Origin of the sequence: Streptomyces sp. R21 (assembly GCF_041051975.1) — a bacterium.
Lineage (GTDB): Bacteria > Actinomycetota > Actinomycetes > Streptomycetales > Streptomycetaceae > Streptomyces.
This window is the reverse complement of the sequence record NZ_CP163435.1, coordinates 4,050,416-4,074,125: the sequence shown is the minus strand read 5'-3', so window position 1 is coordinate 4,074,125 and position 23,710 is coordinate 4,050,416. Positions and strand designations below refer to the sequence as shown.

Below are 23,710 nucleotides of genomic sequence, written 5' to 3'. Positions count from 1 at the left end.
CCTCAGGTACGCCTGAGGGTGCGCACCGGCGTCCCGGGCTTCCAGATCTCGACGACCAGGTACTTGTCGTCCTCGACGTAGGTGCGTACGACCTCCGTCAGCTCGGTGCGGAAGAGGTGGAACGGCTGCGGCGGTTCCACCTCTTTCACGTACGCGTCCTTCGCCTCGCCGTCCGCCACCCCGATCGCCCGGCCGCTGATCCGCACGTCGCCGCCGCCCATCCCGGTGCCCGGCCCCGGGTTCGCCTGGAGCGCGAAGCGCGGGTCGCGGTTCAGGTCGAGGGCCTTGAGCGAGTTCGGCATCATGCCGAGCCAGAGCTCGCCGTGCAGGAAGCGCACCTCAAGGCCGGTGGTGCGCGGCGAACCGTCCTTGCGGAGGGTCGCGAGGACGTGGTGCGTGAAGGCACCGAAGCGGTCCTCGGCCAGCTTGGCGAGATCCGGTTCGGCGGAGGTGAAGGCTGCCCAGTTCGACGTCGTAGCGGTCATACGGTGAGTGTGGCGGCCAATCCCGACATCTTCTGTCGGGTATACGGGGAGTGTTCGGCGCGGCAGGGTAACGGTTGCGCACTCTCTTCACGGAACGGCCCTGTTCTCCTGCACTGACCGCGGGTAACTTCCGGTCCGTATCCGTACCGGATCCGTACCGGACACGCCAGTGCTGGAGGCCAGATGCACGGGCCCACACCGCCCCATCCCCTGCCCACCGATCGGCTGAGATTCGCCATGCCGCCGATGCACGAGTCGCTGGACGACGAGCGGCGGCACCGCAAGGAGCGACTGGCGGGGGCGCTGCGGCTCTTCGGGCGGCTCGGCTTCGAGGACGGGGTCTCCGGCCACATCACCGCGCGCGACCCGGAGTACAGCGACTGCTTCTGGGTGAACCCGTTCGGGATGCCGTTCAAGCACGTCACCGTGAGCGACCTCGTCATGGCCAACCAGGACGGGCAGGTGATCGAGGGCCGCTATCACGTGAACCAGGCGGCGTTCACCGTGCACGCCCAGGTGCACGCCGCCCGGCCCGACGTCGTCGCCGTCGCCCACTGTCACTCCGTGCACGGGCGGGCCCTGTCCACGCTCGGCGACCTCCTCGACCCGATCACCCAGGAGTCCTGCGCCTTCTACGAGGATCTCGCGCTGTACGACGCGTACACCGGCGTGGCCGTCGACGCCGAGGAGGGCCGCCGGATCGCCGCCGCGCTGAGCTCCTGCAAAGCGCTCGTCCTGCGCAACCACGGGCTGCTCACCGTCGGCGACTCGGTGGACGCGGCGGCCTGGTGGTTCCTTTCGCTGGAGCGCTCCTGTCAGGTGCAACTGACCGCGCGGGCGGCCGGCCGCCCGATCCTCATCGACCACCGCCAGGCCGTCGCCACCCGCGAACAGCTCGGCGGCGACCTGGTCGCGTGGATCAACTACCAGCCGCTCTGGCAGGACATCAGCCGCAGCGAACGCGATCTGCTGTCATAGACAACGGTTTTCAGCTGGTCAGAAGCCGCGCAGCACCGCCGCCTTCGTCGCCGCGAACTCCTCGTCCGTGAGCACGCCGTCGCGGTGCAGTTCGCCCAACTCCCGCAGACGGCGCAGGAGTACGTCGTGATGGTCGGCCGCGGGCGGTACGGCGGCGGTGAGCTGGGGGCTGTCCAGGTAGTCGCCGTGGCGGGTGGACGGATGCGGCAGCCGGGCGGTGACCGCGGTGGCGACCAGGGCGGTGAGCAGGTCGCGGCGGGTGCTGCCCCACAGGTCGAGGGCGTACGGATCCTTCTCGGGCGGCAGTTTGGAGAAGGCGGTCTCGCGCGTCACGAAACGCAGAAAGCCGTCCTCGTAACCGGAGTTGGGCAGCCACTCGACCTGCATCAGATCGTCTACGGCGATGATCCGCGGGCCCGTCGCCCGCTTGACCCGGTCCGAGGTGTCGCTCCAGTCGATCCGCACCCGGGCCCCGTCGAAGGAGACCGTGCCGTCGCTGGACCGGACGGACACCGGGACGGGCGGGCCCGGGAGGAGGTAGGTCTTGGCCGGCTCCTTGGGGATCTGGTCCAGGAGCAGCCCGCGGCGGATCTCCTCGGCGACGTACTCCGCGACACCGGCACGGTCGATGTCCACCGTCAGCTTGTAGGGGTCGGCCGCCTCGGGCAGCCGGCCGCCGGTCGCCTGAAGGAGCGGGTCGGCGCCCTCGCGGAGCCTGAGGCGCAGCCGGCCGCGCTTGCGTTCGGGTTCGTAGACGATGCCTGATATTGCCTCCAGGGGGACGGCGACCTCGCCGTACGTCTGCCGGAACAGCGGCACCGAGCGGTGGAGCCCCGGCGTGATCCGCAGCGTGCTGCCGTCGAAGGCCCAGCTCCCGTCGCGCTGGATGATCTCGGCCATACGGAAATTCTCGCAGCCTGGTCAACACGGGGTCCGGTGCTTCACCCGCGCTGACCAGACCTGCCGGATGCGGGCCGTGTTCAGTACGGCACAATTCGCTGTCATCGCGGGGGAGTTGTCAGGCAGTTGTACGGCAGTCAGGCGTACGGAAGATCCGTACTCGAAGCCTGGCCGCCCGGCTGCGCAGAGCTTGTGGCGCGGGGAAGGCGGCAGCGGACGTGGCGGTGCAGGAGGCGAGACACGGCGAGGGGCGCGGTGCCGGGCAGCCGGGCGGGTCGCAGGGCGGGCAGTCGGGCGGCCAGTCAGGCGGGCGGGCAGGCGGGCAGGGCGCCGGGTCCGGTGCGGCCGGGGGCGGCGCGTATGGGTCCGGTGCGTCCTCCGGGGCCGGTGGGCACGGTGGCGGGTGCACGTGTGGGGACTGTCCGCACGGGGCCCGTGCGGGGCACCGGCGGGCCGTGGCCGAATTCCTCGCCAAGCGCGACGAGTTCGCGTCCGGGCAGGGGCTGCCGGCCGGTGTCGCGCACTCGGTGTCCGCTTCCCGGCAGTGGGTGTCGGAGGAGCTCACCCAGTCCGCCGACCTCGTCGCCGAGCGCGGGCGGCTGGAGGGTGAGGCGTGGCTCGGGCGGCTGTGGCGCTACACGGCGTGCGCCGTGTGGGGCGCCGTCGGGGTGCTGCTGCTGGTGCAGGCGCTCACCGCGATCGGGGCCGGGTGGACGGGGGCGCGGACGGCGGGGCTCCTCGCCGCGGTCGTCCTCGGCGGACTGCTCACGGGGGCGGGATTCCTGCACCGGGCGCGGGGTGGTGTCCTCGCCCCCGTCATCGGCGAGGACAACCGGCTCTCCACCTCCCGTGTGGTGGCGGCGAGTTGGGTGCTGTTCGTGGTCTACGCCGTGCTGGTGCTGGTCGGGCAGCTCGCGGCGGCCTCCGGCCACGGGGAGCGGGACCGGCTGATCGCCGGGCTCGAACTCGCCCGGGGCGCGGGGGTGGTGACCGTCGTCGCCGTCGTGTGCGGGATCGCGGTGCTGGTGCGGCGGGTGGTCGGGCTGCGGGTGCTGGGGCAGCGGCTGCAGAAGGTACGGGCGGACCGGCCGCGCGCGGCGGACCTCCTGACGGACGACTCGGGGCGCGGGAACTTCGCGGACCTGCAGTACGTCGTGGTGGGCGCCGTCGCTCTGGTCTTCGCGGTGGTACGGCTGGCCCGGCGGCCCGAGCAGTTGCCCGATCTGCCGTGGGGGCTGGCGGTGCTGGTGCTGATCTCGGCAGGAACGTATCTCGCCGGGAAGTACGCCGAGGGTGGGCGGCCGGTGATCCTTTCCGTGGTGCGGGCGCGGGAGGCGGGGGAACTGGACGCGCCGATCCGCACCGGGGACGACATCGAGATCCGCGGCGCCGGGTTCGTGCCGCCCGGCGCGCAGACGGCGGACCGGTTGTCCCGGATGGTCGTCCGCATCGGCGCGGTCCATGTCCATGTGCCGCTGGTGCCGGTGGCCGGGGGGTTCAGCAACCCTACGGACGCGGTGCTGACCGTGCCGGTGCCGGTTGATGTGGAGGCCGGGAGGGTGGAGGTGCAGGTGGTCACCGCGGCGGGGGTGGAGACGAATCGGTGTGTGATCGACGTGACGGAGTGAGATGGGTTGCTCTTCGCGGTTCGCCTACCGCCTGTGGGGGGTCGGGGCCGTGCCGGTACATCCGCCCGTCGCGTACGCGGTCACCTCTGTTCGCCGGGACAGCTCGACTTCTCTGTGACCACGTACGCGACGGGCATTTGATGTACCGACACGGCCCCTTGCGTGCATGGGCGACTGCGGGTGCGACCAGCGTCCGGCTGGGTGCTGGGTGCTGGGTGCTGGGTGCCGGGTGCGTGATTCATTCCGTCCGTCGCGTGGGGGTAGTTCAGCCCGTCCGGCGTTTGAGGACGAGCCCGTTCAGGGCGAAGCGGGGGTCTGGGGGCGGCAGCCCCCAGGTAAGGGTCGGGTAGGGGCGGAGGGGGCGAGAGAAGGTTTTTTTGGGGGGAGCCCGGCGCCGGGTGGCTGGAGGGGCGGCAAGGGGGACAAAGTCAGGAAAACGGGCCCCCGGAGATTGAGCGGGGGCCAACCGCCGTACGTATGGTCTGTTAAGGGGTCAACGGCACGCGGGCGAGAGGCGGCGGAGAGCGATGGCTCACGGTACTCGGATGGACACCCCCACCCCCTACCTCGACGGAGGCCGAGGCTGGCGGGACACCGCAACCCGCTACGCCCTGCTGCCCCTGAGGGTCTTCCTCGGCGTCACGTTCATCTACGCGGGCCTGGACAAGCTCACCAGCAGCGAGTTCATGAAGAGCTCCGGCTCCGGGTCGATCGGCGAGATGATGCACAACGTGCGCGACTCCTCGGCGATCCCGGCCCTGGTCGACCTCGCGCTGAAGAGCCCCGTCGGGTTCGGCTACGCCATCGCCCTCGGCGAGCTGGCCGTCGGCATCGGCACGCTGATCGGGCTGCTGGCCCGGCTCGCAGCCCTGGGTGGTGCGTTCATCTCGCTGAGCCTCTGGCTGACCGTGAGCTGGGCCTCCGATCCGTACTACTACGGCAACGACCTCGCCTATCTGATGGCCTGGCTGCCCCTGGTCCTCGCGGGCGCGTCGGTCTTCTCCCTGGACGCGGCCCTGCGCACGAGGCGCAGGCAGCGCGCCGGGGGCTATCGCTGAGCCGTCCGACAGGGCGGTAGCCGGTAGCCGGTCGGCTGGCGGCCAGGGCCTGTCCGCCGGGCGGGCCCTAGGCCGGTTCGTTCGCCTCCGTGGGTGCGTGGTCCTTGCGGGCCGTTCGGCGCCTGCGGACGGCGTACGTCAGGAAGGCCGCCGTGGCCGCCAGGCACAGGCCACCCGTGACGACGGGGATCACCACGAACCACGGGGTCTCCCAGGCGCCGCCCGCGTCGCCGGCGTAGATGATGCCCGCGAGGGCGAGGAAGAGGCCCGCGATCAGCTTTCCGGGCTGGAACTCATGACGCAGCACGGGCCACCTCCGCCTGTCCTACGCCGACCTCCAGGTTGAGGTCGAGCGTGCCGCCGTTCTTGCCCCCGGATGTGGGGGAGAGCGTCACCTGCTTGTGCTTGTCCGGCTCCACGTCCACGTCCTTCTTGCCGTCGCCCGGCAGTTGGATGTCGCCGATGCCCACGTCGATGTTCAGCTTCACCGTCGCGTCCTTCGGGACGATCACCTTGAGCCGGCCGGCGCCGACCTCGGCGCTTGTCGTCACCGTCTGGCCCTTGGCGAGGTCGAGGTGGGTCAGGTCGAGAGTACCGACGCCCGTGCCGAGGTCGTACGACTCCCGTACGTCGGCCACGGTCGCCGGAGTCCAGTCGGTGCGTATCCAGTGGGTGGTGATGTCCTTCGGGAGGGCCGCGGAGGCCGCGAGCAGGGCCGCCGTGAGCACTGCCAGGAAGATCGAGCCCGCTCCCGTACGCCCCAGGAACGCGCTGATCGCGATGCCCAGGCCGAGCACGATGAGCGCAGCGGAGAGGCCGGTCTGGAGGCTGGTGCCGAGCGCGTGGTCCTCCCATGTCAGGCCTGTGCCGAGGCCGCCCGCGAGGAGCGCGAACAGGAACACCCAGCCGCCGATCCAGCGGGGGCCGCGCGGCTTGGGCGCCCGCGCCGTCCGTGTGTCGGGGCGGACGGTGCCGCGGGCGATGTTGACCGCAGCCGCGACGTCCCGGTCCCGGGCGTCCCGTGGGCCCCACAGATAGCCGGTGCCGCCCACGTGCGAGCCGTCCTTGACGATCGGGTCGCGCCACCAGGAGGGGTAGGAGGCGGGGACGGGCGGGGCCTTGGCCTCGGGCGGGGCGTCGGCCACGGCCTGCGCGGCGAGGGGGTCGGGGTCGGGGGCGCCGCGCTGCTGCGACCAGTAGCCCGCGCCTGCGAGGAGGAGGGAGAGGACCACGGAGAAGGCCAGCACCCCGCCGTTCCTGAGCATGGAGAGGAAGACGCCGCAGCCGACCAGCGCGAAGAGCACGGCCGCCAGGGCCTGGCCGTCGACGCGGCCGGTGAGGAGCTTGCGCACCTCGTTCTCGTCCTCGTCGTCGTACGGGACGAAGAGCCAGACGAAGCCGTAGAAGATGAGGCCGAGGCCGCCGGTCGCGGAGAGCACCGCGAGGACGATCCGGAAGATCACCGGGTCCATGTCGCAGTGCCGCCCGAGCCCGGCGCACACCCCGCCCAGCATCTTCTGCCGCGGGTCGCGCCGGAACCTGCGCGGGACCTCGGGCGCGGCCGCATCCTCGCGCACGCGCGGCTCCTCACCCGTGGCACCCGCGGCGGGCACGGTGTCCCGCGGGCCGGTGTCCGGTGGTGGGGCGCCCGGGCCGGAGTCCGACTCCGCTGCCGCGTGCTGGTGATCTGTCATGCGTCCATCGTGCCCGGCGCGGGGCGGCCGCGGCAGTCGGGATGACCCTGGCCGGACCCTGATATCGGCCCTGACATGTGCGGGGCCCGAGCAGCGGACTTTCGAAGATCAGGGGAGTCTCGGGGGTCGACCCTGATGCTCCGGACCGCCATGCGTGTGAACATCGATGGCATGCCGGAAGCCGCAGCAGTGCCCCTCGTCGACCCGCGGCCCCCGCGCAAGCTCTACCGCAGCAGCGACGGACGCTGGCTCGGAGGCGTGGCGCGAGGGCTCGCCGGGCATCTCGGGCTGCCGGTGGTCTGGGTGCGGCTCGTCTTCGCCGGTCTGTTCATGGCGGACGGGCTCGGCGCCCTGCTGTATGCCGCGTTCTGGTTCTTCGTGCCGCTGGGAGTCGGCGGCGTCGACTCCGGCCGGCCCTCCGCCTTCACCACCGAGACCGCGCCCGACGGCCGCCGCAGACTGGTCGCCCGCAAGCCCGACAAGGGCCAGATCGTCGCCCTGCTCCTCATGGTCGTCGTCGCCATGGTCTTCGTCGGCAATGTGAACCTCGGCGGCGGAGCCAAGGCGTATCTGTGGCCGACCGTGCTCGTGGGCGCGGGCGTCGCCCTGGTCTGGCGCCAGGCGGACAACGCACGGCGGGCCCGCTGGGCGGAGGTCGGCCGCCGCCGGCGCACTCTCAACCTGCTCCGCACCGCGGCCGGTGTCCTGCTCGTCACCGTGGGCGTCACCGGCATCTTCGTGCTGCAGGGCTCCGCCGCCCACCTCGGCTCGGTGCTCCAGGCCGCGCTCGCCGTCCTCGTCGGCATAGCCCTCCTCGCCGGCCCCTACCTCGTCCGTATGACACAGGATCTCTCCGAGGAGCGCCTGATGCGCATCCGCGCCCAGGAGCGGGCGGAGGTCGCCGCCCACGTCCACGACTCGGTGCTGCACACCCTGACCCTGATCCAGCGCAACGCGGAGAGCGCCAATGAAGTACGGCGGCTGGCCCGCGCCCAGGAGCGCGACCTGCGCGCCTGGCTCTACAAACCGGAGGGCACCGGCAAGGACGAGGCCGACGAGCCCGACACCCTCGCCGAGGCGGTCCGCCGCAATGCGGCCGAGGTCGAGGACAAGCACGGTGTGCCCATAGAGGTTGTGGTCGTCGGTGACTGCCCCCTCGACGACGGCCTGAGCGCACAGATGCAGGCCGCGCGGGAAGCAATGGTGAACGCCGCCAAGTACGGTGGCGAGGGCGGCGCCGTACAGGTCTACGCCGAAGTCGAGGGCAGGACGGTCTTCGTGTCCGTCCGGGACCGCGGCCCCGGCTTCGACCTCGACTCGATACCCGCCGACCGTATGGGCGTCAGAGAATCGATCATCGGCCGCATGGAGCGCAACGGCGGGACGGCGCGGCTGCGCGCGGTGCCGGACGGCGGCACAGAGGTCGAACTGCAAATGGAGAGGGCGGAGAAGACGTCATGAACGACGCGAACGAGCCGACCGGAGCGGTCGAGCCGAACGGTGGCGCGACCGGGGCGGGCGTGACCGGGGCGACCGCTCCGACGGGTGCCGCCGCGTCCCCCGAACCCGGCGCAGCAGCAGGATCGGCCGGTCCCCCCGGCGGGCGTCATGTGCGGGTCGTCCTCGTCGACGACCACCGGATGTTCCGCACGGGCGTACAGGCCGAGATCGGGCAGACCGACCGGACCGGCGTCGAGGTGGTCGGCGAGGCCGCGGACGTCGACCAGGCGGTCACGGTGATCACCGCCACGCGCCCCGAGGTGGTGCTCCTCGACGTGCACCTCCCCGGCGGCGGAGGCGTCGAAGTCCTGCGCCGCTGCGCCCCGTTGATGGCCGCCGCCGAGCAGCCGGTCCGCTTCCTCGCGCTGTCCGTGTCGGACGCCGCGGAGGACGTCATCGGCGTGATCCGCGGCGGCGCCCGCGGATACGTCACCAAGACGATCACCGGCACGGACCTCGTGGACTCCGTCTTCCGTGTCCAGGACGGCGACGCGGTCTTCTCCCCGCGCCTCGCCGGCTTCGTCCTCGACGCGTTCGCCTCGACCGACGCCCCGCCCGTCGACGAGGACCTCGACCGCCTCACCCAGCGCGAACGCGAGGTCCTGCGCCTGATCGCCCGGGGCTATGCGTACAAGGAGATCGCCAAGCAGCTCTTCATCTCCGTCAAGACGGTCGAGTCCCATGTCTCGGCCGTCCTCAGGAAGTTGCAGCTCTCCAACCGGCACGAGCTGACGCGGTGGGCGACGGCGCGGCGGCTGGTCTGAGCCCACGCCGCCCGCTCGTCACTCCTCACTCCTCCACAGGGCCGGGGTTCAGGGCGACCGCCTTGAAGAACGTGTAGTGGAAGGTGCCGTCGTCGGTCGCGGTGCGGTGCAGGTCCGTGATGCCCCGGTCCCAGTCGGACGGGGTCGTCAGGCCCGTGGCGAGGGCCTCTTCGCGGACGGACTCGATCATCGCGACGAAGGTGTTGCGGGTGAAGCCGTTCACCAGGGCCGGGCGGGAGCGGTCCGCGTAGACCGTGTGCGGGCGGACCATGACGTCCTCGTATCCGGCGCCGGTGACGAGCGGGTGCAGCTCGCGGCCGATCAGGGCGTTTCCGCCTGCCACGGACTGGAGTTGGACCTGGCAGTCGATCGCCGCGTGGGCGTAGGCGCTGTCGGGGTGGAAGAACGCCGAGCCGTGGTCGCCCTCGATGACGGTGAGGGTGCCGCCGGGCTTCAGGACGCGCCGCAGAGCCCTGAGGGCCTGGCGCGGTGCGGGCAGGTGCTCCAATACGAAGCAGACGAAGACGTGGTCGAACTCGGCGTCGGGGAAGGGCAGTTCGAAGAGGTTCGCCTGGAGCCAGGTGAGGTGCGCGTCGGGCGCGTGGGCCGTCACCCGGGCGCGCGCCCGCTCCAGCGAGTCGGCCGAGACGTCCACCGCGACGAAGTGCGCCAGGGGACTCGCCGTCACCAGGTGCACCGTCTGGGCGCCCACCCCGCAGCCGGCCTCCAGGACCTTGCTGCCCGCGGGATAGGCCGTGCCGGAGTGCAGCAGCGCCGCCAGGGTGTCCGCCTGGTCACCGAGGCGGCGGGTCTCGTGGGCTGAGTAGCCGTGTACATAGCCGATGTCATCGGTGTCGACAGAAGATGTGGTCATGGGCCGACCCTCGCCCGGCGGTGCCTCGGCATACAGGGCCAATGGGGGCCACGTATGCGGGTCCAATCCGGTCGGCGGGCGGCTATCGGTGCTCCGCGAGACGCGTCGGCCCCAACACCCGCAGCGCCCACCGGTAATGACGTACGGCCTTCACGATCCCTATCAGGCCGGTCAGCCACAGGATCAAGCCGATGCCCATGCCCAGGGCGAGATCGCTGAGCGTGGTCGGGCCGGGCGAGGCCGTCGCGGCCGCAGCGAAGGAGGCCCACAGGCCGATCGCGCCGACGACGAGCGAGGAGAGCAGCCAGAAGAGGCTGAGACCCGGGGAGCGCAGGCGGGCGTCGGTCGGCGGGTGGCTGTCCAAGTGCAGCCAGGCGTCCAGGAGTTCGCGCAGCCGTCGGTCGCGTCGTACGGCGAGGACGACGGCGACCACGGACGGCGCGAGCGCGGCCAGGCCGAGGAACGCGAAGACCGGGCCCAGGATGAAACCGCTCGGATCGTGCTGCTCGAGCTGCTGGATCGGAAGCACCAGCAGGGACCAGCCGATGATCGCCGCGAGCGCCAGCAGCCAGAGCAGCAGCACCCGGTGCACGCCGAGACTCCGCCGGAGCAGCTCCTCCAGTGCCCGCCTCCGGTCGGCCAGCAGCGCCGCCCGGTCCGGCCAGGTCCGGACATGCGGGGGCGGCGGAGGCGGCGGCACGGAGGAGCGGGGCATCGGGACCTTCCCGGACGGCGACACGTACAGCGAAGTCGAGGTTCGAAGTTCGCGTCGCCGACGCTACAGCGGTCCCGTTGCCGCCCTCACACCACCCGCGCCACACCGGCCGCGCCATACCGGCCGTGTCGCCCGAGGGCGGCGTCCTCACACCACCCGCGCCGCCCCCGCGAACGGCATCTCGTCGATCGGGGCCAGCCGGACCGGAGCGGTCGGGTTCGGTGCGTGGATCATCTGCCCGTTTCCGACGTAGATGCCCACATGGCTGATGGCGGAGTAGAAGAACACCAGGTCGCCGGGGAGGAGTTCGGAGCGGGAGACGCGCCTGCCGGCGTCGATCTGGGCGTACGTCGTCCGGGGCAGCGAGATGCCCGCGGAGCGGTACGCGGCCTGGACGAGCCCCGAGCAGTCGAAGGCGTCGGGGCCGGTGGCGCCCCACACGTAGGGGCTGCCGAGCTTGCTGTACGCGTACGAGACGGCTGCCGCCGCACGGGAGTTGGGGGCATCGGCGGTGGCGGCACCCGGCGTGGTCAGGCTCTCGCGCGGTGAGGTGGAGGAGCGCGAGGCGTGTCCCGCTCCGCCCGTCTCCGCGAACCGCGTGCGCTCCTCCACGGTGAGCTGCGACAGCAGACGCCGTGCCGTGTCCAGTTTCCCGGTGATCGTCTTCTTGTGCCGTTTCAGCTCCGCCTGGCGCGACTTGAGCGAGGCGAGCTCGACATGGGCGGCCCCGCGCAGCTGCTCGATCTCCCGCAACTGCTTCCGTACGCGCTCCACGGCCTGCGCCTGCCGGTCGCCGGCCCGCTCGGCGAACTCGGCGCCGTCCAGGTAGCGGTCGGGATCGTCGGACAGGGCGAGTTGCACGGCGGGGTCGAGGCCGCCGCTGCGGTACTGCGCCGCGGCCATCGAACCCAGGGCTTCCCGGGCCGAGTTGAGCCCCTCCGTCTTGCGTGCCGCCTCGTCGCGCAACGTGTCCAGCCGCTTCTCCGACTTGTCGGCCCTCTCCTTCGCGCCGTTGTACTTCTCGGTGGCGACCTCGGCCTCCTCGTACAACTTGTCGACCTTGGCCTTCACCTGCGCCGCCGACAGATGCGGCTCGGCGTGGCCCGTCCCGTCGAACCCGGTCGCCGTCGCCGCTCCGGCGAGGGCGATCGTGGCCGCGGTGCGGGCCGTGTTGCCGCCGAGCGAGCGCTGTCTGGGCTTTCGGTGCGCTGCCACGAGGGCCCACATCCTTCCGTACGACCGCCGGAGCATGAGCGGTGAGCGGTTACGCGTCCGGCGGCGGCCCGCACAGGGGGAGCAGGCCGCCGCCGGACCTTCTCGGCGGTGGTGTCCGACTGCCGCCCCTGGCCCGGGCGGCGGTGGGGAGCCGGTCACCTGGTGGAGGACGCTAAACCTCGCTCTGGCTGCGGGGTAACGCAATGTACGGAAATGGTCTGATTCAACCGGGGAGTGACCGCAAGGAGGCGTGATCTCGTAGCTTTGCCGCCGACTTCACGGAGCGTGCTGACCGATGCGACGGTTCCCGAGCGGGCGGGGGCGGGCCGGTGCTATGGGCTCCACGACGGTCAGCGAGGGAGGGCGGGCCCCGGACACCGAGGAGGCACCGGAGAGGTGGGCCGGTGGCTGGGGGAACTTCGCCCCCCGGTTAGGCTCCGGCCTCATGGACGTACTCATCCATCTCTTCGTCGGCCTGCACATCATCGGCATCGCCGCGCTCCTCGGCGGCTTCTTCACCCAGATGAAGGCGATGGGCCAGGGCACCGCCCGCTTCGTCCCGGCGATGCTCCACGGCGCGCTGACCATGCTGGTCACGGGCGTCGCGCTGGTCGGCCTCAACCAGGCCGACGACCACTCGGTCAACACCGTCAAGATCGGTGTGAAGCTGGCCCTGCTGATCGTGATCCTGGGACTCGTCTACGTGAAGCGCGACGACGAGAAGGTGGACAAGGGCCTGTTCGGCCTCGTCGGCCTGCTGACGACCGCGAACATCTTCATCGCGGTGCTCTGGACGTGACGGCCCCGGCGGTCCTCGGGGCCTGCCGGACCTGACGTCCGGCCGGTCATCGGGATGCGGGCGACCTGACGGACCCGACCGCCCCTGCCGCGACCGCCAGCCACACCGCCACCGCGATCCACAGCAGCGCCTGCCCCGGACCGCTCAGCCACCCGACGTCGAGGACGGTCCCGACCGACAGGGTCGCCACTGCCGTCATTCCCATGGGGAACACGGTCGACCAGCGCCGTACGTCGTAGCGCGGCCGGGGCCAGCCCAGCTCGGCGGCGAACAGGACGAAGTACCAGGCGAGGTCGAGGACGAGCAGGGCGGTGGTGACGGCGCGCAGGACGCCGTTGTCGTCGTCGTTCCACAGGTACGGGTTCGCGTGGTGCGCGGCCACGAGCTTCGAGCCGGCCAGCGCAGAGATGGCGAGCGCGCCGCCCGCCACCCAGTGGTCCCCCGCCCCCGTGGTCACCTGGCGGAGGTCGAAGCGCAGCAACGCCACCCCGTAGAGGACGATTCCCAGCCAGAACAGCACCAGCGCGGCATGCGCGAGCCACTCCGTGTCCACGGCCGCGGCCAGCGTCGCGCCCAGCACGGCGAGCCCCTGGGTGGCCACACAGCCGAGGAACACCGCTCCGGGCATACGACGCCGCCAGTGCCGTACGACCACGATCAGCAGCCCCGGCCAGAGCGCGGCAGCCAGCGCGAGCAGCGCCTCGGCCGGCCCCAGCCACCCGAGCGCGGACAGCCGGGTGCCGAGCACGGTGGTCGCGGCGACCGCGGTGAGTGCGCCCGGCGTCCCCGCCTCCGCCACCCAGCGCGCCCGGTCCCGTACGAGCCGCACCACGAAGTCCGCGGCGAGCGCGAGCCACGCGGCGGCCGCGAGGACCAGCGCGATACGGGACAGGGTCTCGTACCCCGTCAGGGACAGCCCGACGGAGATGATGCCGGTGGCCATGACCGCGGCCCCGGCCGCGGGCGGACGCTCGGCCCACCATGCGCGGAGCTGGGAGATGCCTGGCATGGGCCCGATGCTAGGGATCTTCGAGCGGGTTGCGTCGCGGCACGCGCGCGTGGAGCGCGAAAAGCGCGGACGGTACGAAAAATATGAAGAAGGGGCTCCACGCGCGCGTGGAGCCCCTTCCCCGAGCTTTCTACGGCTTCGTCACGCCGGTCGCACCACGCTGTGGATGATCGAGGAGCCGGCGTAGTAGACGGACTCCTCGCGGACGTACGCCCCCGGCTTCGGGGCGTGGATCATCATGCCGTTGCCTATGTAGAGGCCGACGTGGCTGATGTCGTCGTAGAAGAAGATCAGGTCACCCGGCTGGGCATTGGCGAGGGAGACCGTGGTGCCCACGTTCACCTGGTCCCAGGTGGTGCGCGGGAGGTCGACGCCGGCAGCCTTCCAGGAGGCCTGGGTGAGACCGGAGCAGTCGTACGAGTCGGGGCCGGTGGCGCCCCACACGTACGGCTTGCCGACCTGGGCGCGGGCGAAGGCGAGCGCCTTGGCCGCCTTCGTGGCGTACGCGGAGTCGTCGGTGGAGGTGCCGGTGCTTCCCGAAGTCGACGTGTCCGAGGTGCCGGAGTCGGACTGCTGCTGGGCCGCGGCCTCCGCCTCCTGGCGCTTCTTCGCCTCGGCGGCCTGCTGCTGCGCCAGCTCCGCCGCCTTGCGCCGGGCCTCTTCTTCCTTTTTCTTCTCGATCGCCGCGAGCCGCGCCTTCTCCTCGGCGGTCAGCTTCGAGAGCAGTTCGCGCGCTTCGGAGAGCTTCTTCTGGACGTCGGCCTTGGACGACTTCAGCGACTTCTGCGACTCGGTCAGCGTCTGCAGGCTCTTGGAGGCCTCCTGGCGCTTCTTCGCCGTTTCGGACTGCTCGGTGACGTAGTCGTCGACGGCCGACTTCTGACGGCTGGTCAACCGGCCCATCAGCTGGGTCTGGTCGAAGTAGTCCTGCGGGTTGTCGGCCAGCAGGAGGCTCGCGGTGGTGGGCGCGGCGGCGCCGGTCCGGTACTGCGCGGCGGCGAACGAACCCAGCTCCTCGCGCGCGGAGTTGAGCTTGTCGGTGCGCTTGGCGACGTCGTCGAGAAGGGTGTCGACCTGCTTGCGCTGCTTGGAGGTCTTCTCCTTGGCCGTGTTGTACTTCTCGGTCGCCGTCTCCGCCTGGTGGTAGAGGTCGTCGACCTTCTTCTGTACTTCTTCGACGCTCGGCTTCGGCGCGGCCGAGGGTGCGGCGTTCGCCGTCTGGGCGAGCAGGGCCACGGAGGTGAGGGCCGCCGTTGCCAGGGCGGGAGTCCGTATGCCCGCTACGCGCGTTGCAGCAGGCTGCGGCTTTTTGTGCGACGCCAAGGGAGGCGACTCCTTCCGTCATCCGCCTACCGAGTTAGCTGTCGGGTTCGGGCGGGAGCTTCCGGAAGGTTTGCCCTACGGTCCTTGCCCCGAAGGGAAGTTGGACCGATTCACCCCAAGGTCGGTGGGTCCCCGGTTCCGACTGCCGCGTGGGCGCGCCGGATTGGGCGGAGGCCGCACGGCCCGGCGACGTTCGCCGGTGGGGGTCGAGCGGCCTGACGGGCACGCTAGCCAACTCGTGTGGTCCCTGTGAAGGTTGATGTTCGATATGCCCGATACATTTTCGTGACCTTGGCCTCAACCGTCGCTTCCGTGGCCCTGTGTGGCGCTCCGTGACTCTCCGCAGCGGTTGTCGTGGACGTCTCCACTCGGACGGTCACCGACCGTAGTTCTACGATTCTTGATCGTTCCCGGCGGTTCTTGTCGGTGAAAGGGCGAAGGGTGGCCGATTCTGGAAGATCATCGGCTTCCGGAGCGTTCTCGGGGCGGGGAAATCCTGGGGCGGCAGTCTGTTGTCGGTGGGGCGGCCTAGACTCGGAGAGCGATGAGCAGCCTCTTTGACGACAGCTTCCTGGCGGACCTCAAGCCCTCAGGGGCGCACGAGGAAGAGCCCCCGCCGCCGCCCGAGGACGGGGCGGCCGAGCCGCTTCCGGACGACCTGTTCGGCGGCCGCTTCGACGTGCCCCCGGACCGGGACGCGTACTACCGCGACGGAGCCCCACGCCCCGCCGTGGACGCGGCCGCGCTCCTGGACGGGCTGAACGAGAACCAGCGGGCCGCCGTGGTGCACTCCGGCTCCCCCCTGCTCATCGTGGCCGGCGCCGGCTCCGGCAAGACCCGCGTGCTCACGCACCGGATCGCCCATCTGCTGGCAGAGCGCCATGTGCACCCCGGGCAGATCCTCGCGATCACCTTCACCAACAAGGCCGCGGGCGAGATGAAGGAGCGCGTCGAGCAGCTCGTGGGCCCGCGGGCCAATGCGATGTGGGTGATGACCTTCCACAGCGCGTGCGTGCGCATCCTGCGCCGCGAGTCGAAGCGGCTCGGCTTCACATCGTCGTTCTCGATCTACGACGCCGCCGACAGCAAGCGCCTGATGGCCCTGGTCTGCCGTGACCTGGACCTCGACCCGAAGCGCTTCCCGCCGAAGTCGTTCAGCGCCAAGATCTCCAACCTGAAGAACGAGCTGATCGACGAGGAGGACTTCGCCGCCCAGGCCTCCGACGGCTTCGAGAAGACCCTCGCCCAGGCGTACGCCATGTACCAGTCGCGGCTGCGCGAGGCGAACGCGCTGGACTTCGACGACCTGATCATGACGACGGTCAACCTGCTCCGCGCCTTCCCGGACGTCGCCGAGCACTACCGCCGCCGCTTCCGCCACGTCATGGTCGACGAGTATCAGGACACCAACCACGCGCAGTACGCCCTCGTGCGCGAGCTGGTCGGCACCTCCGCGCACCCCGTCGACGTGCCGCCGGGCGAACATGACCTCGGGCCCGCCGAGCTGTGCGTCGTGGGCGACGCCGACCAGTCGATCTACGCCTTCCGCGGTGCGACCATCCGCAACATCCTCCAGTTCGAGGAGGACTACGCGGACGCGACGACGATCCTGCTGGAGCAGAACTACCGCTCCACGCAGACCATCCTGAGCGCCGCCAACGCCGTCATCGAGCGCAACGAATCGCGTCGCCCGAAGAACCTGTGGACGAACGCCGGCGCGGGTTCGAACATCACGGGCTACGTCGCCGACACCGAGCACGACGAGGCGCAGTTCGTCGCCGACGAGATAGACCGTCTGACGGACGCGGGCGAGGCGAAGGCCGGAGACGTCGCCGTCTTCTACCGTACGAACGCCCAGTCCCGTGTCTTCGAAGAGATCTTCATCCGCGTCGGCCTGCCCTACAAGGTCGTCGGCGGTGTCCGCTTCTACGAACGCAAGGAGGTCCGGGACGTCCTCGCGTATCTGCGCGTGCTGTCGAACCCGGAGGACTCGGTCCCGCTGCGCCGCATCCTGAACGTGCCCAAGCGCGGCATCGGCGACCGCGCCGAGGCGATGATCGACGCGCTCTCGCAGCGCGAGAAGATCAGCTTCCCGCAGGCACTGCGCCGCGTCGACGAGGCGTACGGCATGGCGGCCCGCTCCACGAACGCCGTCAAGCGGTTCAACACGCTGATGGAGGACCTCCGCACGATCGTCGAGTCGGGCGCCGGACCGGCCACCGTCCTGGAGGCCGTGCTCGAACGCACCGGCTACCTCGCCGAGTTGCAGGCCTCGACCGACCCGCAGGACGAGACGCGCATCGAGAACCTTCAGGAACTCGCCGCCGTGGCCATGGAGTTCGAGCAGGAGACCGGCGAGGGGGAGACGCCCGCCGGACTCTCCGCCTTCCTGGAGCGGGTCGCGCTCGTCGCCGACTCCGACCAGATCCCGGACGAGGAGGACGGCAACGGAGTCATCACCCTGATGACCCTGCACACCGCCAAGGGCCTTGAGTTTCCTGTGGTGTTCCTGACCGGCATGGAGGACGGCGTCTTCCCGCACATGCGCGCGCTCGGACAGGTCAAGGAGCTCGAGGAGGAGCGGCGCCTGGCCTATGTGGGCATCACCCGCGCCCGCGAGCGGCTGTACCTGACCCGCTCGTCCATGCGCAGCGCCTGGGGCCAGCCCTCGTACAACCCGCCCTCGCGCTTCCTGGAGGAGATCCCGCCGGCGCACCTGGACTGGAAGCGCACGGGCGCCCTGGCCCCGGTGTCCTCCGGTCCGGCTTCGGGTATCGCGGCCTCGCTGTCGTCGTCCCGCTCACGATCCGCCGCCTCGGGCGCGTCCGGCTTCGCCACCCGCAGGGCCGGCGAGAAGCCGGTGGTGTCCCTCGCGGTCGGGGACCGTGTCACGCACGACCAGTTCGGCCTCGGCACGGTGGTCGGCGTGAAGGGTACGGGCGCGAACGCGGAGGCGACGGTCGACTTCGGCGAGCCGAAGCCGAAGCGGTTGCTGCTGCGGTATGCGCCTGTGGAGAAGCTGTAGCTCGTACGACGGTCCGGGTGGGCCCGACGGTTGTTACGTCGGGTCCAGCCCGTGACTGCGCAGCCACGGCAGCGGGTCGATGGCCGAACCGCCGGCCGGGCGGACCTCGAAGTGCAGGTGCGGGCCCGTGGAGTTGCCGGAGTTCCCGGAGAACGCGATCGGGTCGCCGGCCTTCACGACCGTGCCCGACGCGACCTTGTAGCTGGAGAGATGGCAGTACCACGTCTCCGTGCCGTCCTTGGCGGTCACGATCGCCATGTTCCCGTACGCGCTGTTCCACTGCGTCCGCACGGTGCCGTCCGTCGCGGACATCACCGTCGTGCCGTACGACACCGGGAAGTCGATGCCCGTGTGCACGGACATCCAGTTGACGCCCGCCTGGCCGAAGTAGGCGCTGAGCCCCTTCTGCGTCACGGGGAGGGCGAACTTCGGACGCAGCCGCTCCTTGCGGGCCGCCTCCTCCAACGCCTTCTTCTTGTCGGCCGCCTGCTGGGCCTTGAGGTCGATGCGTTCCTGGGTGCGGCTGGCCCGGTCGGCGAAGTCGTCGGCGCCCGCGGAGAGGTTCCGGAGCTGGGTGTCCAGCTTGTTGTTGGCGGCGGACGGTTTCACCGCGGTCGCGTCGGGCGCGCTCGCCGTCGTGTCCTTGCTGTCGTCGCTGCTCAGCGTCCCCACGGAGGCGGCGGCGATTCCCGCGACGCCCATCACGCAGGCCGAGGGCACGGCGATGGTCAGCAGGGCGGAGCGCTTCGCCGGACTGCGGCGGCGTGAACGCGAACCGGACCGGGAGGCGGAGCGAGAGGCCGGGAGGGGCGTGACCTCTTCGACGTCGTCGAGCAGCGGCGCCCCGTAGGCGTCGTCCGCATCGCCCTCGGTCTCCAACTCGCCGTCCTCGGCGGCCGGATGCTCGAAGTCGTACGCCACGTGCTCGAAGGTGGCGGTGGCCTGCTGGTCGAAAGGTTCCGGTGCGGACGCGGGCGCGTAGCCGTCGTGGTCGAAAGGTTCAGGCACAGACGCGGGCGCGTAGCCGTCGTGGTGGCTGTAGCTGTCATGACCGTCGTGGTCGCCCGCCGAGTTCCACTGCGTGGCGTCGTACGCACCCGTGTCCTGGGTCTGCGCGGTCCACTGCTGCGTCCGGTCGGCTTGCTGCTCGGGCTGGAGCCAGGCGCTCGAGTCCCACTGGCCCGAGGCGTCGGGGCCCGGATGCTGGGCGGGGATGTCGGCGAGCTGCTGGTAACCCGCCGCCCAGGTGGTCGTCTCGTAGCTGCCCGTGTCGTACGCGGCCTGGTGCTGCGCCGCATACGGGTCGTAGTTCAGCGTCTGGTGGCTGCCGGTGTTCCACTGCGTGGCATCGTACGAACCGGTACCGCTGCCGGTGCCCATGTCGGTCCCGGTGCCCGGCATGTCGCCGAAGAGCGGGTCGGTGGCGAAACTCGACGTCGCGTCGTTCGCGATCGTGTACGTGCCCGTGGTGTTCGCCTGGGCGTCGTAGTGCGCGTCATAACCGGTGGCGGCGTAGCCGTCGTACGTGGTGAAGTCACCGTAGTGGGCTCCCTGCTGGCCGTACGGCGACGCGTAGTGCGCCGATGTGGCATCGGAAGCCGGAGCCGGGGGAATCACGGTCCCCGACGGGTGACGGTCGTTCACCAACTTCTCTTTCGCCTCGACAACAGGGGCTGGCAGAGCAGTGCGGTGACTGTACCCGGCGGTATGCGGGCACGACAATCTTCGGCAGGTTTCCTTGGCGCAGGAAACGGGCATTCGGCCGTGTTTCGGGGGAGTGCGGGCACGGCTTTGGCCTGGCGTTCGATGAGTGTTCGAACTTCAACGACCGTCAGGCGGTTGTGCGTCGGTTGTGCGGGGGCTGTTACGCCACCGTCAGGCCTCCTGCATGAGCGGCGGCGCGGGCTCCCGTTTCCTCGACATCGAGCGCCTGCCGTATGCCGGTCGCGACGGCGGGATGCACGGGCAGGGCGAGATGCCCGATGCCGCTCACCCGCACGTTCTGCACGAGCAGGTCCGGGTGGTCGATGCAGGCCGTCTCCAGCGGATCCATCAAGTGGTCCAGATCGCTCCAGAAACTCACGAAATGCGTACGGCAGCCGGGGGCGGGCCTCTGCAGCTCCTCGATCACGTCCGAGCCCGGGCGCATCTGACGGACGATCGGATGCGCGTTCATCACCGGGACGACCCGGGTGCCCGAGTGCGGTGTGCCGAGCGTGACGAGCGTGCGGACGCGGACGTCGCCGTCGAGCCGCTGTACGTAGTAGCGAGCGATGAGCCCGCCGAGGCTGTGCCCGACGACGTCCACCCGCTCATGGCCGGTGCGCTCGCAGATCTCCTCTATATGCCGCCCGAGCAGCGCGGCCGCGGTGCGGATGTCGCACGTCAGCGGCGAGTAGTTCAGCGACTCGATCTGCTGCCGGCCGTGCTGGGCGAGCGAGCGGCGCAGCAGGACGAAGACCGAGCGGTTGTCGATGAAGCCGTGCAGCAGGACGACCGGCGGTTTGGCCTCGGTCGGCAGCTGGGTGGTGTCCGGTGCGGGGAGGGCCGGGGTGGACCGGCGCTCCTGGACGATTCCGGATGGATAGAGGAGGAGGTGCCCGGCGAGGATCGCGATCTCCAGGGCCGTCGCCTTCAGGAGGGCCACCGAGAGTCCTGCCAGTCTGCTCGGGAACAGCCGCTGGCAGAGCGGATAAAAGGGGAGCATTGCCCTGGTGACCTTCATGGCCGACCTCCAGTCGGCACGTGGGAGGACGGCTCTGTCCCCCGTGTGCCCTCATGGAAAGCCGCGGTGACGGTGACACGCGGTGTGTCCGGGGCGGATGTGACGCCCGTGACGCGACGGGGTGCCCTGCCGTCGTCGTGACCTGGTTCCACGCCGTCCGTGCGGCGCGGGTCCCTGTCCTCGTACGGGCGTGGCTCCCCGCTTGCATGCCATCGCCGAAGCGGCCGATCCTCGCGCCGCCCCGCTGACGGCGTGGTGGTGCGGCCACCTGATAGCGGCTCTCCTTGCGCGAGCTCCCGCCCCGGCCCGTGTGCCGCAGGTCCATGCGGCGCATGAGGCGCAGGAACGTGGAGCGATGCGCGGCGAACTTGTCCCACCGTGTGATTTCCCCCTCGGTCTCCACCGTGAAACTGCCGGTTGCGGGATGCTGGCGATAACGTTCGTTCACTTACCCGGCCGGTGCGGCTCGGGGTGGCCGTGCCGCGGATACGCATCCGGTGCAGCGGGCAGTGGAATGTGCGATATCTGTCGGTACAGGTTGGTGTAGTCGGTTCATGGAGGCAGTGATGGGTGTGGCAGCCGGTCCGATCCGCGTCGTGGTGGCCAAGCCGGGGCTCGACGGCCACGATCGTGGGGCCAAGGTGATCGCGCGGGCGCTGCGCGACGCCGGTATGGAGGTCATCTACACCGGCCTTCATCAGACCCCCGAGCAGATCGTCGACACCGCGATCCAGGAGGACGCCGACGCGATCGGCCTCTCGATCCTCTCCGGCGCCCACAACACGCTGTTCGCCGCGGTGATCGAGCTCCTCAAGGAGCGCGAGGCGGAGGACATCAAGGTGTTCGGCGGCGGCATCATTCCCGAGGCGGACATCGCTCCGCTGAAGGAGAAGGGCGTCGCGGAGATCTTCACGCCGGGGGCTACTACGGCGTCGATCGTGGACTGGGTGCGGGCCAACGTTCGGCAGCCTGCCGGCGCGTAGTCGGGCGGGGGCGCCTGTCGCGGGGCGCCTGCGGTGCGGTGGGTGGGTCGGGGCCGTGCCGGTACGTTCTGCCCGTCGCCGCGTGGGCGTACTGCCCGGGGTTGCATACGGCGGGACTTGGCGGGCGGTCTGCTACGCGACGGGCAGGAACGTACCGGCACGGCCCCTTGCGTGCGTACGCGACTGCGGGTGCGTGGTCGCTCGCGTGGCGGCGGGTCCGTCCTCCCTGCGGGCAATCGTGCCGCTGGGGCGGCACGGGTGGGCGCAGGCGGTGCCTCGTAAGCGCCGGGCTGCGTGACCCACCCCCGCCCAGCACCACCGCCGGGTGACAAGGAAGCAAAGGGGTGACCGGGGTTTGCCCACCCACCCTGGGGGCGGCGCAACGTCACGGTGGGGTGAGCTCCGCTGTCATCGCCGCGCGTAGGCGCAACGTGGTGACGAGGCGTTGGAACGCCTCGGCCCAGTAGCCCCCGGCCCCGGGCGCCGCGTTCTCCGGCTCGTCCGGAACCGCGGTGAGCCCCTCCAGCCGTACGGCCTCCGCGGGATCGAGGCAGCGCTCGGCCAGCCCCATGACTCCACTGAAGCTCCATGGATAACTCCCCGCGTCCCGCGCGATGTTGAGCGCGTCGACGACCGCCCGCCCGAGCGGCCCCGCCCAGGGCACCGCGCACACCCCGAGCAGCTGAAACGCCTCCGACAACCCGTGGGTGGCGATGAACCCCGCCACCCACTCGGCCCGCTCCGCTGACCCCAACGTGGCGAGCAGCTTCGACCGCTCCGCCAGCGACACCGCCCCCGGCCCTCCGGCCTCCGGGGCGGAAGGCACCCCCAGGAGCGCTCTGGACCACCCCGAGTCCCGCTGCCGCACCGCCGCCCGGCACCACGCCGCATGCAGCTCGCCCTGCCAGTCGTCCGTCACGGGCAGCGCCACGATCTCCTCGGGCGTACGTCCTCCCAGTCGCCGCTCCCATGCCGCGAGGGGTGCCGACTCGACCAACTGGCCCAGCCACCAAGAACGTTCGCCCCGTCCCGCCGGAGCTTTCGGCACCACACCGTCCCGCTCCATCCTCGCGTCGCACTCGTGCGGAGCCTCGACCACGATCGTCGGCACCCCCTGAGTCCGGTCGACGGCCACGCAGGAACCCGCCCGGTCCGCCATCCGGGCGGCGAGCGCCGAATCCGGCAGCGCGGACAGCAACTCCGCGGCCGTGGCCCGCACATTGCGGCTCCGGTCGGCCAGCGCCCGTTCCAGGAACGGCTCGTCCTCCGCGCACAGTCGCATCCGCAACGAGTCGAGGAACATCAGCCGGTCCTCGGCGCGCTCCGTCGCCCATGTCGTGGCGAGCAACTCACGCGCGGCCGCCGGATCCTGCGCCCGTATCGCCGCGAGCAGTGCGACCCGCTCGGCGAACAAGCCCTCCTGCCACAGCTGTTGGACGCGCTCGGTCTCGTCCGGACCTGGCAGCGCGGCACCGCCGCCGGGCATGGAGTGCAGGGCGAACCGCCAGTCCGGGTTCAGCCGGGCCAGCCACAGCGCGCGCGGGCCCGCGAAGGCCAGCGCCGCCGGCCGCAGATCCGTACGCCCCCGAGCGGCGTCGAGGAGTGCGGGCAGGGACGCCGGGGGCGCCGCGTATCCGCGTTCGTTCGCCAGGGCGAGCCACTGCGGCAGCAGCTCCATCAGGTCGGGCGCCGCCCCTCTGCGGCCGCCGCCTCCCGTGCCGGGGCGGTCCGCCAGCAGCAGGCTGAGTCTGCGGGCCGCAGCGGGCGGCAGTGCCGGGCGGGGATCCCGTGCCGCCGGCTCGGGCCGGGCCGCCGCGCGGGCCGGCCGCAGCCCGGCCCGCCGCCGCAGGGTCCCTGCGGCGGCCGCGTCCAGCAGCGCCATGGGCGCCTCACGTCCGGGCGACCACCTCGGTGGCGTACGCCGCTCGGTCCCGAGCAGCGCCACGGTGACGAGCTCCTCCCAGGAGTCCCCGGCGGGCGTCTCCGGTGCCTCCGGTGTCTCCTGGGGCTTGGCGGAAGCGGGAATCTCGTTCAT

Annotated in this window: 20 protein-coding genes and 1 riboswitch; of the genes, 8 read left to right on the top strand and 12 right to left on the bottom strand. The window is 71.1% G+C overall.

The window, feature by feature from the left end; translation table 11 throughout:
• Positions 1-2: 2 nt before the first annotated feature.
• Positions 3-485, bottom strand: coding sequence for a pyridoxamine 5'-phosphate oxidase family protein (locus tag AB5J56_RS18160; RefSeq protein ID WP_369233794.1), 483 nt, complete (start codon positions 483-485; stop codon positions 3-5).
• A 183-nt stretch (positions 486-668) separates the two neighbouring features.
• Here AB5J56_RS18160 and AB5J56_RS18155 point away from each other — a divergent pair, with 183 nt between their 5' ends.
• Complete coding sequence (locus AB5J56_RS18155) at positions 669-1,463, top strand: class II aldolase/adducin family protein (RefSeq protein WP_369233793.1); 795 nt, start codon at positions 669-671, stop codon at positions 1,461-1,463.
• Positions 1,464-1,481: 18 nt separating this feature from the next.
• Here the strand turns inward: AB5J56_RS18155 and AB5J56_RS18150 are convergent, their stop codons facing one another.
• On the bottom strand, positions 1,482-2,363 hold the full coding sequence (locus tag AB5J56_RS18150; protein ID WP_369233792.1) for a DUF4429 domain-containing protein: 882 nt from the start codon (positions 2,361-2,363) through the stop codon (positions 1,482-1,484).
• A 455-nt stretch (positions 2,364-2,818) separates the two neighbouring features.
• On the opposite strand from AB5J56_RS18150, the gene AB5J56_RS18145 reads away from it, so the two are divergent.
• On the top strand, positions 2,819-3,991 hold the full coding sequence (locus AB5J56_RS18145; protein WP_369233791.1) for a hypothetical protein: 1,173 nt from the start codon (positions 2,819-2,821) through the stop codon (positions 3,989-3,991).
• A 527-nt stretch (positions 3,992-4,518) separates the two neighbouring features.
• Positions 4,519-5,049 (top strand): DoxX family protein, encoded by a 531-nt coding sequence (locus AB5J56_RS18140; protein WP_369233790.1) that lies wholly within the window; start codon positions 4,519-4,521, stop codon positions 5,047-5,049.
• Positions 5,050-5,116: 67 nt separating this feature from the next.
• Here the strand turns inward: AB5J56_RS18140 and AB5J56_RS18135 are convergent, their stop codons facing one another.
• Positions 5,117-5,356 carry a hypothetical protein gene (locus AB5J56_RS18135; RefSeq protein WP_369233789.1) on the bottom strand — a complete coding sequence of 80 codons (240 nt, stop codon included), beginning with the start codon at positions 5,354-5,356 and terminating at the stop codon, positions 5,117-5,119.
• On the bottom strand, positions 5,343-6,743 hold the full coding sequence (locus tag AB5J56_RS18130) for a PspC domain-containing protein (RefSeq protein WP_369233788.1): 1,401 nt from the start codon (positions 6,741-6,743) through the stop codon (positions 5,343-5,345). Before AB5J56_RS18130 ends, AB5J56_RS18135 begins: the two co-directional genes overlap by 14 nt.
• A 171-nt stretch (positions 6,744-6,914) precedes the next feature.
• Here AB5J56_RS18130 and AB5J56_RS18125 point away from each other — a divergent pair, with 171 nt between their 5' ends.
• Positions 6,915-8,204, top strand: coding sequence for a PspC domain-containing protein (locus tag AB5J56_RS18125; RefSeq protein WP_369233787.1), 1,290 nt, complete (start codon positions 6,915-6,917; stop codon positions 8,202-8,204).
• On the top strand, positions 8,201-9,007 hold the full coding sequence (locus AB5J56_RS18120) for a LuxR C-terminal-related transcriptional regulator (RefSeq protein WP_369233786.1): 807 nt from the start codon (positions 8,201-8,203) through the stop codon (positions 9,005-9,007). Before AB5J56_RS18125 ends, AB5J56_RS18120 begins: the two co-directional genes overlap by 4 nt.
• A 25-nt stretch (positions 9,008-9,032) precedes the next feature.
• On the opposite strand, the gene AB5J56_RS18115 is transcribed toward AB5J56_RS18120, so the two are convergent.
• The 3 genes from AB5J56_RS18115 to AB5J56_RS18105 form a co-directional block, all read right to left on the bottom strand.
• On the bottom strand, positions 9,033-9,881 hold the full coding sequence (locus tag AB5J56_RS18115; RefSeq protein WP_369233785.1) for a class I SAM-dependent methyltransferase: 849 nt from the start codon (positions 9,879-9,881) through the stop codon (positions 9,033-9,035).
• Positions 9,882-9,963: 82 nt separating this feature from the next.
• Entirely contained in the window at positions 9,964-10,596 is a 633-nt protein-coding gene (locus AB5J56_RS18110) for a hypothetical protein (protein ID WP_369233784.1), read from the bottom strand.
• Positions 10,597-10,743: 147 nt separating this feature from the next.
• Complete coding sequence (locus AB5J56_RS18105; protein WP_369233783.1) at positions 10,744-11,811, bottom strand: NlpC/P60 family protein; 1,068 nt, start codon at positions 11,809-11,811, stop codon at positions 10,744-10,746.
• A gap of 445 nt (positions 11,812-12,256) precedes the next feature.
• On the opposite strand from AB5J56_RS18105, the gene AB5J56_RS18100 reads away from it, so the two are divergent.
• Positions 12,257-12,610: a hypothetical protein gene (locus tag AB5J56_RS18100; RefSeq protein WP_369233782.1), complete on the top strand. Its 354-nt coding sequence runs from the start codon at positions 12,257-12,259 to the stop codon at positions 12,608-12,610.
• Positions 12,611-12,656: 46 nt separating this feature from the next.
• Here the strand turns inward: AB5J56_RS18100 and AB5J56_RS18095 are convergent, their stop codons facing one another.
• The gene (locus AB5J56_RS18095; protein WP_369233781.1) at positions 12,657-13,619 is read right to left on the bottom strand and encodes a tellurite resistance/C4-dicarboxylate transporter family protein; all 963 of its coding nucleotides are present in this window, start codon (positions 13,617-13,619) and stop codon (positions 12,657-12,659) included.
• A gap of 141 nt (positions 13,620-13,760) precedes the next feature.
• Positions 13,761-14,942, bottom strand: a complete 1,182-nt coding sequence (locus AB5J56_RS18090; RefSeq protein ID WP_369233780.1) for an NlpC/P60 family protein — start codon at positions 14,940-14,942, stop codon at positions 13,761-13,763.
• A gap of 7 nt (positions 14,943-14,949) precedes the next feature.
• A riboswitch (cyclic di-AMP (ydaO/yuaA leader) is annotated at positions 14,950-15,122 on the bottom strand.
• Between the two features lie 364 nt (positions 15,123-15,486).
• Here AB5J56_RS18090 and pcrA point away from each other — a divergent pair.
• A complete protein-coding gene (gene pcrA, locus AB5J56_RS18085) occupies positions 15,487-17,967 on the top strand; it encodes a DNA helicase PcrA (protein ID WP_369233779.1) in 2,481 nt (826 codons plus the stop codon).
• Positions 17,968-18,000: 33 nt separating this feature from the next.
• Here pcrA and AB5J56_RS18080 read toward each other — a convergent pair whose 3' ends face one another.
• Positions 18,001-19,611: a peptidoglycan DD-metalloendopeptidase family protein gene (locus tag AB5J56_RS18080; protein ID WP_369233778.1), complete on the bottom strand. Its 1,611-nt coding sequence runs from the start codon at positions 19,609-19,611 to the stop codon at positions 18,001-18,003.
• Between the two features lie 220 nt (positions 19,612-19,831).
• Positions 19,832-20,692: an esterase/lipase family protein gene (locus tag AB5J56_RS18075; protein ID WP_369233777.1), complete on the bottom strand. Its 861-nt coding sequence runs from the start codon at positions 20,690-20,692 to the stop codon at positions 19,832-19,834.
• A 566-nt stretch (positions 20,693-21,258) separates the two neighbouring features.
• On the opposite strand from AB5J56_RS18075, the gene AB5J56_RS18070 reads away from it, so the two are divergent.
• A complete protein-coding gene (locus tag AB5J56_RS18070) occupies positions 21,259-21,675 on the top strand; it encodes a cobalamin B12-binding domain-containing protein (RefSeq protein WP_369233776.1) in 417 nt (138 codons plus the stop codon).
• Between the two features lie 385 nt (positions 21,676-22,060).
• Here AB5J56_RS18070 and AB5J56_RS18065 read toward each other — a convergent pair whose 3' ends face one another.
• Positions 22,061-23,710, bottom strand: a complete 1,650-nt coding sequence (locus tag AB5J56_RS18065; protein ID WP_369233775.1) for a DUF5691 domain-containing protein — start codon at positions 23,708-23,710, stop codon at positions 22,061-22,063.